Consider the following 7,382-nt stretch of genomic DNA (forward strand, 5'->3'; position numbering starts at 1 on the left):
GGTCTTTCAGCGCGCCGGTAAAGGCGCCTGCCACATAGCCAAAAAGCTCACTTTCCAGCAGCTCTTTGCCAAAAGCGCTGCAATTTACCGCTACAAACGGCTGCTGCCTGCGCCTGCTGGCCTGGTGTATGGCCTGGGCAAATACTTCTTTTCCTGCGCCGGTTTCGCCCAGCAGCAGCACGGTAATATCTGCCGGCGCTACTTTGGCTGCCAGGTCTATAGCGCTTTTGATAGCGGGCGACCGGCCAATAATGCTGTCAAAAGTATATTTGCCGGCTATTTTTTTCTCCAGCTCCCGTACCCGCAGCTGCAGCAATGCTTTGTCCATTGCCTTGCCTACCAGGGGCAGCACTTTATTGTTGTCATCGCCTTTGGTAATGTAATCAAAAGCGCCATTCTTAATGGCCTGCACGCCATCTGCAATATTGCCGTAAGCAGTAAGCACAATTACCTCTGTATCGGGGTGGGTGGTTTTAATGGTTTGGGCAAAGCTAACCCCGTTGCCATCGGGCAGCTTAACATCTGACAATACTACCTGTATTTCCTCTTTCTCCAGTATTTTCAGGGCTGCACGGGTATTGGCGGCTTCATACAGGGTATAGCCTTCCAGGGTTAACAAACGGCTAAGCAGCTTACGCAGCTGCTCCTCATCATCAATTATCAGAATGGAACCTTTTGCCATAAGGCAAAAGTAATTACGAATTGGTTAATTACGAATGGGGCGGCGCTTGTAATGCCAACTATGGTTTCGGGAAAAGCATGGCTCTATTGTGAATACCCAATTACGCCCGGCAGCAGCGCATTGCCTGTTCCGTTTTTCAGAAAATGCCTTTGAAACTTTTACTACTGGTAATTAACGAAATAATTAAAGCAACATATAAATTACCAAGTTAACGCCAACAGCATTGGCCCGCCACCATTAATTATTCATAATCATAATTACTTTCTATGGCATTCATATCCCGTTTAGCGGGATCGTAATTGCCAATTCGCAGTTAATCATGGTCGGCTGTTTTCTGGTTGCGTTTAAAGTACATAGCGCCCATTAAGGCCGCCAGCAACCCAACAATACCATTGGAGAAGAATACATTACTGATCAGAAATATGCCGGAGTTACGGGGCATATCCACTCCCTGCGGGCTGTTTCCCATACTGTCATTAGCGCCACCCATAGCAGCATTACCCGGATTAGCCTGTATAACAAAGTGAAGGATAATGCTAACAATGGTAAGCACAACAGTTACTATCAGCGTTATGCGTATACCTATCCCGAACAGCTCTTTCACAGAAGCACCTTCGGGGTGCTGCCGCATGTATTGGGCCTGGGCAAACAATACCCCCAGGAACAGCACCAGGTTTACAAAATAGCCGGTCCATAAAACGGTTTTGGCGCTCGTAACGTAAAATATAATAGTAAGTATAACAGATATAACGGAAAGGCCTATACTATATGCAAGACCGATTTTAACAGGGTGATGTTGAGTGGTAGCCATAATATTACAATTTGTTTCTACTGTGTTTTTTACAAACACTATTCCACTTCTGACATTGATTTTTCTATTTCCTTAATCACCTGCTGCAGATTATTTTTTTCCTGCTGTGTAGGCTGCCACAAGTCGCCCTTTTCCTGCAGGCGTTGCAGCATGTTGTGAATGGTGAAGTCTGTTATTTGCAGCTGGTCATTTACCTCATGCCACTCCAGCGGCGCAGATACGGTGGCCCCTGGCCTGGGGCGTACTGCATATGGCGCGGCTACTGTTTGCCCCCGGCTATTCTGCAGGAAGTCGATATACACCTTTTTCTTACGCGCCGATTTTGCACGCACAACGCTGGTGCTGCCAGGCAGCTGCTGGTGGGTAAGGCGGGCAATATATTCACCAAACAGGCGACAGGTATCATACCCATATCTGGCGCCGGTAGGTATGTAAATGTGCAGGCCCGAAGCGCCGGAGGTTTTACAAAAACCGGTCACCTTCATTCCATCCAGTATATCCTTGATGCACAGCGCGGTTTCTACCACTGCTTTAAAGCTAATGTCCTCGGGGTCCAGGTCCATTACCAGGTAATCCGGGTTATCCAGGTGGCTTACGCGCGACAACCAGGGGTTTACCTCAATACATCCCAGGTTAATCATATAGGCCAGCGTAGCCTCATTATTACACAGCAGGTAGTCCACATCCTTACCGGTAGAGGCGGCATGCAATGATATGGTTTTTATCCAGTCCGGCGTGTTTTCAACATCCAGGTCCTTCTGGTAAAAGCTGCTGCCTTTAATACCATTGGGATAACGGTGCAGGCTCATGGGCCGGTCTTTTAAATACGGCAGCAGGTATTTGGCTACAGACAGGTAATAGTCAACCAGCTGCCCTTTAGTGATCTTTTCATCCGGCCAGTATATTTTCTGCTGATTGGTAAGCTTTACCATTTTATTGTTAAGCTTTAGCGTGCGCTCGTTTTCCATAGCTGCAGCTGCGGGCTGCTGAGCTGTTTCTTTTGCAGCAGTGGCTGCTTTACGCGTAGTGCCCATATTCAACGGTTTTGCAGTTTCCTGGTATACTTCGCTTGCCGGCTTATCTTCCCGCAGGCCCAGGAAAATAGGCTGCCGCAGGTGCCCACCCTCTGTCCATGATGAAAATTTCACCTGGCACACCAGGGTTGGCTTTACCCAGGTTACCGGCATATTGGTTTTAATTTTTTCTTTAAATACCGGCGCTTTTTGCCGGAGAGGCTGCAGCTTTTCATACAGCATATCAATCAGCTCACCGTTTAAGCCGCCGCCACAGTGGCCTACATAGCGTAATTTACCGCCATCCTCCAGCACGCCCAATACCAGGGCGCCCAGCTTTTTACGGCTGCCGCGGGGGGCGGTATAGCCGCAGATAATGGTTTCCTGCTCATTCAGCACTTTCATCTTCAGCCAGTTCATGGTGCGGCGGTCCTCTTCATACACACTGTCTGCTTTTTTGGCTATAATGCCTTCCCATTCCTTTTTGCGTGCTTTTTCAAACAGCTTTTCACCATTGGTTAACACATGCTCGGAGTATATGACCGCAGGGTCATCCAGCTGCTTTACCACTTCCTGCAGTAGCTCCTTTCGCTGAATAAGGGGCATTTCCCGCAGGTCCTGCCCGTTCAGGTTCAACAGGTCAAACACTACATAAGTGAGCTTTCCCTTACCGCTTGTTCTATAATTCTGCAATGCCTGGAAGTTGGAATTGCCTTTACTGTCCAGCACTACCACCTCTCCGTCCAGTACCACATTATGCGAAATTTTCTCTACGGCCTTAACAATGGGCACATAGTCTTTATTAAAGGAAAGGTGGTTGCGGGAATACAGGTCTACCTTGCCGTTTTGTACACTGGCAATAGCACGGTAGCCATCCCACTTGGGCTCAAACAGCCAGCCTTCGCGGTTAAAAGGCGCATCTACCAGCGTAGCCATGGTAGGCTTGTACATTCGTTCAGGTGCGGATTTTACGCGTGCTTTGGGTGCGGCCGGGGCTTTTTTTTTACCGGTGCTTTCGCTTTCCGTTGCGGCAGCCGAGGTGGCGCGCCGGGTGGAGGCTTTGCTGCGGGTGGCGCCGGCCTTTCCTGCTTCCTTAAATTTAAGCCCCTGCTCTATCACCTTTTTAGGCGTATAGTCCTCACTGTTATATGCCTCTTTTACTGCATAATCATCTTTATGCTTCAGCAGCAGCCAGGAGTTGTCTTCCCGTCCTTTCATTTTTACCAGGGCAAACTCACCTTTCAGCTTCCTGCCTTTCAGCTTTATTTTCAGGTTGCCTGCTTCAATTTCCTGCAGGGCTTCCCTGTCGAAACTCTTTCCATCTGCATGTAACAGCTCGTAGCTGCCTTTGTCCCATAGGTACACGGTGCCTGCGCCGTAGTTGCCTTTGGGTATGGTGCCTTCAAAATCTTTATAGTCATAGGGGTGGTCTTCTACCTGCATGGCCAGCCTTTTATCGGCCGGGTTCAGGGAAGGACCTTTGGGTACGGCCCAGCTTTTTAACACCCCTGCTACTTCCAAACGAAAATCATAATGTATACGGGAGGCATGGTGGCGCTGCACTACAAAAATATGCTGTCCTTTAGCGGCCTTGCCTCCTTTCGGTTCGGCGGTTTGTTTAAAATCCCGTTTTTTATGATAGGTACTTAAACTCATGATGCGCGTTTTTTATTAGTGCCATTACCCAGGCTGGCTTTGAGCTGGTCAAAGAGATCGGTGCTTTTGGTATGCACTACTTTCATCTTCTTCACCGTGCGGCGCTTGCCGCTGGCTTTGGCTTTAATGATCTTCATCAGCTCTGCCGTGTATTCATCTTTATACTGGCTGATGTCAAAGGTGGTGCTGTATTGCTTTACCAGCTCCTCTGCCATATCAAGCTCCCGTTTGCTTACTTTGGTGCGGTTATCGGGCAGGGTAAGCTCTTCGGGCGAACGCAGCTCCTGCTCAAAACGCAGCTGCTGCAGCAGCAGGTAATTTTCCCTGGGGCGCACTACCGCCAGGTGCTCTTTAGAGCGCAGCACAAAACGGCTTAACCCTACTTTTTTAGTTTTCTGGAGGGTTTTCATCAGCAGGTCGTAAGCCTTTACGCCTGCCTTGTCCGGCTCAATAAAGTAGGGCGTTTCAAAATAAATGTCATCTATCTCCTCCTCTTTCACAAAGGACTCTATTTCTATAATCTTGCTTTTCTTAGGGCTGGCTTCTTCAAAATCTTCATCTTCCAGTATCACATATTCATCGTTGTATAAATACCCTTTTACAATTTGATCCCACGGCACTTCTTTGCCGGTATCTTCATTAACGCGCTGGAACCTGATACGGGCGTGGTTCTTCTTGTCCAGCATATCCAGGTCCAGCCGGCTGTCCTGTACCGCGCTGTATAATTTCACCGGGATGTTCACCAGCCCGAAACCGATTGATCCTGACCAGATTGATCTCATAATGTTAAATATTAGTACCAGCTGTACAACACAAATAATACCATAATAGGGTATAAACAGGCATTTAAGCGGCGGTTCAACCGAATATATGCCACGGCCCGGTGGCATAACTTTTGACTTTTACAAAGGGAACCAAATTCCCTTTTTATGCAAGAGAAACCCGGTGAAATGACCACATTGTCGCAGGTCATGGAAAAAATGAGAAATAAGGGCTATGATCATGAATTTAAAATGAGTGATCACGGCAGAATGCAATCTATAGAAAGTAAAAAAGTTTTTAACCCGGAGGATCTGAAGATCGTAAAAACCTTCCGCTTTGAGGGAGAGTCGGACCCTGCTGATTCCAATATTCTTTACCTGATGGAGGACTCCCAGGGTGAGAAGGGATATGTGCTGGATGCATACGGCGCTTACAGCTCACACGAAGAAAGCGGTTTTGATGATTTTATCAAGAAGATACCTGTAGAAGACCGGGAAGAACAATTGTTATGATTGCAGTAAAAAATGCTGATGTGCTATACAAGAAAAACAGGTACCTCTGTTTTCCATTAGCGCATCAGCATTTTTTCAAAAACTTCAGCAGTATTTTTTCATCATTGTGCAATGCCCCATTATCGGGTTTATTACGGCTGTCGCGCACCTGCTGCATAAAACGCTCCAGCTTTCCTTCTTCATAAGCTACCAGCAGCCGCGGATGCACATAATATTTTTTGCACACAGCCCGCGTATTTCCCAGCTTACAGGCTACCCCATCTATTACTGTTACAATATTCCGTTTGCAGGCGGTAGCTGTTTCAAAAGGCTCCATATCGGCCAGCATATTCAGTGCATGCACGCTGCCCGCCCAGGTGCGAAAGTCTTTACAGGTAAAATCTTCGCCGGTGCAATCTTTCAGGAACTCGTTAATATCGCCGGAGTCCAGCCCTTTATGTTCCCCGTTCTCATCATAATACTGGAAAAGCTCCTGGCCGGGTATTTCCTTTACCTTTTTCAGCAATTTGGCCAGTGAGGAATGCCGGATGGTGATTTTTTGCTCCACTCCTTTTTTACCTTTAAAATGAAAGAAAAGCGTGCTGCCGTTAATTTTCACATGCTGGTTACGCAGGGTGGTAAGGCCATAGGAGCCGTATAGTTTTTCATAGGCGGCATTGCCTACCCTTATCCAGGTTTCCTGTAATACGCTCAGGGCAATGCACAGCACCTTTTCCTTGTTCATACCGCGTTTACGCAGCCCTGCCTTAATACGGCGGCGTATTTGAGGTAATTTCTCCCCAAAATGTTGAAGCCGGTCGTACTTGGTTTCATTACGCACCTCCTGCCACGTATTGTGGTAGCGGTACTGGCGGCGGCCCTTGGTATCAATACCAAAGGCCTGCAGGTGGCCGTTGGCGTAAGGGCATATCCAAACCTGCTCCCAGGCGGGCGGCAGCACCAGCTTGCGAATACGTTCAAGCACTGCTTCATCTGCAATTTTTTCTCCTTTAGGATCGAGATAATAAATCCCGTTGCCGTTTTTAACACGGGTTATGCCCGGCATATCGGTAGTTACATACCGCAGCCGGGCTGCTTTAGCCGTTAGCAGTGCTTCTTCATTTTCCATTTGCCTGGTTAGTACTAAATGAATAATAAATACATAATACCATGCTTACCCCACAGCCTGTGCTTTTTGCTGCCCCTTAAAGTAGCGGCAACAGGCTTCCACTATTTTGCCTGCATATTCCTCAATAACTGCTTCCGGCTCTTTTGCAGCAGGTACAAGTTTTCCGGCAGCCGCTATCAGCCCTTTACAGGTAATAGCGTAATAGGCATACAGGTCGTAAATGCCTATTTCCGGAAAAGGTGTGGCATAGCCGGTTATGGCTACGCCTACATTGCAGTTAAACAAAGGGCAAACGCCCTGCGCCATTTGTATGGCTACCTGCTGCGATACTGCATTACAGTCCAGCGCGTGAATGGGCTCTACCTGTAAATGTTTCACTTTATGCCCGGTATTATAAGCGGTAATACCGCCCTGGAAAAACAGCGCAGCGCCGTTGGCCTTGCTGAACATATACTGGAGGTAACCTGCGGTTACGCTTTCTGCCACAGCCAGCGTAAGGCCGTTTGCCAGGCAATAGTCGTGTATATAGTTAATGTGCTCGTCCATACAGTTTAATTACGAATTATCAATTACGGATTACGGATTACAAATTGCCGGCGATGGGGTAGCGGTTTGGTGTTCATTTGTAATTGACAATTAAACAATTAATAAAGGCCTCCGGCAAAGTATGCAGAGGCCTTCATGTGTTTCCGTAACAATAAATGCGTTGTTATTCGGCAGCAGCTTCTTCATTAACAGAAGTTTCTGCGATCTGGGTCAGCGTCTGGTCTGTTTCTTTTTCTTCTTCCAGTGTTTGTTCCAGCAGGGAAGCAATTTCGCTTTGTCCCATTCTGTTGGC

Annotated in this window: 8 protein-coding genes; 1 reads left to right on the forward strand and 7 read right to left on the reverse strand. The window is 47.6% G+C overall.

Annotated elements, in window-relative coordinates:
* The 4 genes from VFS25_RS21585 to VFS25_RS21600 form a co-directional block, all read right to left on the reverse strand.
* Positions 1-682: sigma-54-dependent transcriptional regulator (locus VFS25_RS21585; RefSeq protein WP_326464257.1), on the reverse strand; the 682-nt coding region annotated here is incomplete at its 3' end.
* A gap of 313 nt (positions 683-995) precedes the next feature.
* Positions 996-1,493 carry a hypothetical protein gene (locus VFS25_RS21590; RefSeq protein ID WP_326464258.1) on the reverse strand — a complete coding sequence of 166 codons (498 nt, stop codon included), beginning with the start codon at positions 1,491-1,493 and terminating at the stop codon, positions 996-998.
* 38 nt (positions 1,494-1,531) lie between these two features.
* Entirely contained in the window at positions 1,532-4,162 is a 2,631-nt protein-coding gene (ligD, locus tag VFS25_RS21595) for a DNA ligase D (RefSeq protein WP_326464259.1), read from the reverse strand.
* Positions 4,159-4,944 (reverse strand): Ku protein, encoded by a 786-nt coding sequence (locus tag VFS25_RS21600; protein WP_326464260.1) that lies wholly within the window; start codon positions 4,942-4,944, stop codon positions 4,159-4,161. The genes ligD and VFS25_RS21600 overlap by 4 nt, the downstream gene beginning before the upstream one ends.
* A 147-nt stretch (positions 4,945-5,091) precedes the next feature.
* On the opposite strand from VFS25_RS21600, the gene VFS25_RS21605 reads away from it, so the two are divergent.
* Positions 5,092-5,436: a hypothetical protein gene (locus tag VFS25_RS21605; protein ID WP_326464261.1), complete on the forward strand. Its 345-nt coding sequence runs from the start codon at positions 5,092-5,094 to the stop codon at positions 5,434-5,436.
* A 64-nt stretch (positions 5,437-5,500) separates the two neighbouring features.
* Here VFS25_RS21605 and VFS25_RS21610 read toward each other — a convergent pair whose 3' ends face one another.
* The 3 genes from VFS25_RS21610 to VFS25_RS21620 all read right to left on the reverse strand — a co-directional run bounded on the left by VFS25_RS21610 (position 5,501) and on the right by VFS25_RS21620 (position 7,373).
* Positions 5,501-6,544 carry a DNA topoisomerase IB gene (locus VFS25_RS21610; RefSeq protein WP_326464262.1) on the reverse strand — a complete coding sequence of 348 codons (1,044 nt, stop codon included), beginning with the start codon at positions 6,542-6,544 and terminating at the stop codon, positions 5,501-5,503.
* A gap of 45 nt (positions 6,545-6,589) precedes the next feature.
* Positions 6,590-7,090, reverse strand: coding sequence for a CinA family protein (locus VFS25_RS21615; protein ID WP_326464263.1), 501 nt, complete (start codon positions 7,088-7,090; stop codon positions 6,590-6,592).
* 163 nt (positions 7,091-7,253) lie between these two features.
* Positions 7,254-7,373 (reverse strand): DUF892 family protein, encoded by a 120-nt coding sequence (locus tag VFS25_RS21620; protein ID WP_326464264.1) that lies wholly within the window; start codon positions 7,371-7,373, stop codon positions 7,254-7,256.
* Positions 7,374-7,382 lie beyond the last annotated feature (9 nt).

The organism is Chitinophaga sp. (assembly GCF_035761305.1).
Lineage (GTDB): Bacteria > Bacteroidota > Bacteroidia > Chitinophagales > Chitinophagaceae > Chitinophaga.

What these genes read in the sequence shown, in the direction of transcription:
- VFS25_RS21590 (WP_326464258.1), bottom strand. Translation starts at nt 1,493, where the DNA reads ATGGCTACCACTCAACATCACCCTGTTAAAATCGGTCTTGCATATAGT.
- VFS25_RS21615 (WP_326464263.1), bottom strand. Translation starts at nt 7,090, where the DNA reads ATGGACGAGCACATTAACTATATACACGACTATTGCCTGGCAAACGGC.
- ligD (WP_326464259.1), bottom strand. Translation starts at nt 4,162, where the DNA reads ATGAGTTTAAGTACCTATCATAAAAAACGGGATTTTAAACAAACCGCC.
- VFS25_RS21600 (WP_326464260.1), bottom strand. Translation starts at nt 4,944, where the DNA reads ATGAGATCAATCTGGTCAGGATCAATCGGTTTCGGGCTGGTGAACATC.
- VFS25_RS21605 (WP_326464261.1), top strand. Translation starts at nt 5,092, where the DNA reads ATGCAAGAGAAACCCGGTGAAATGACCACATTGTCGCAGGTCATGGAA.
- VFS25_RS21610 (WP_326464262.1), bottom strand. Translation starts at nt 6,544, where the DNA reads ATGGAAAATGAAGAAGCACTGCTAACGGCTAAAGCAGCCCGGCTGCGG.
- VFS25_RS21620 (WP_326464264.1), bottom strand. Translation starts at nt 7,373, where the DNA reads ATGGGACAAAGCGAAATTGCTTCCCTGCTGGAACAAACACTGGAAGAA.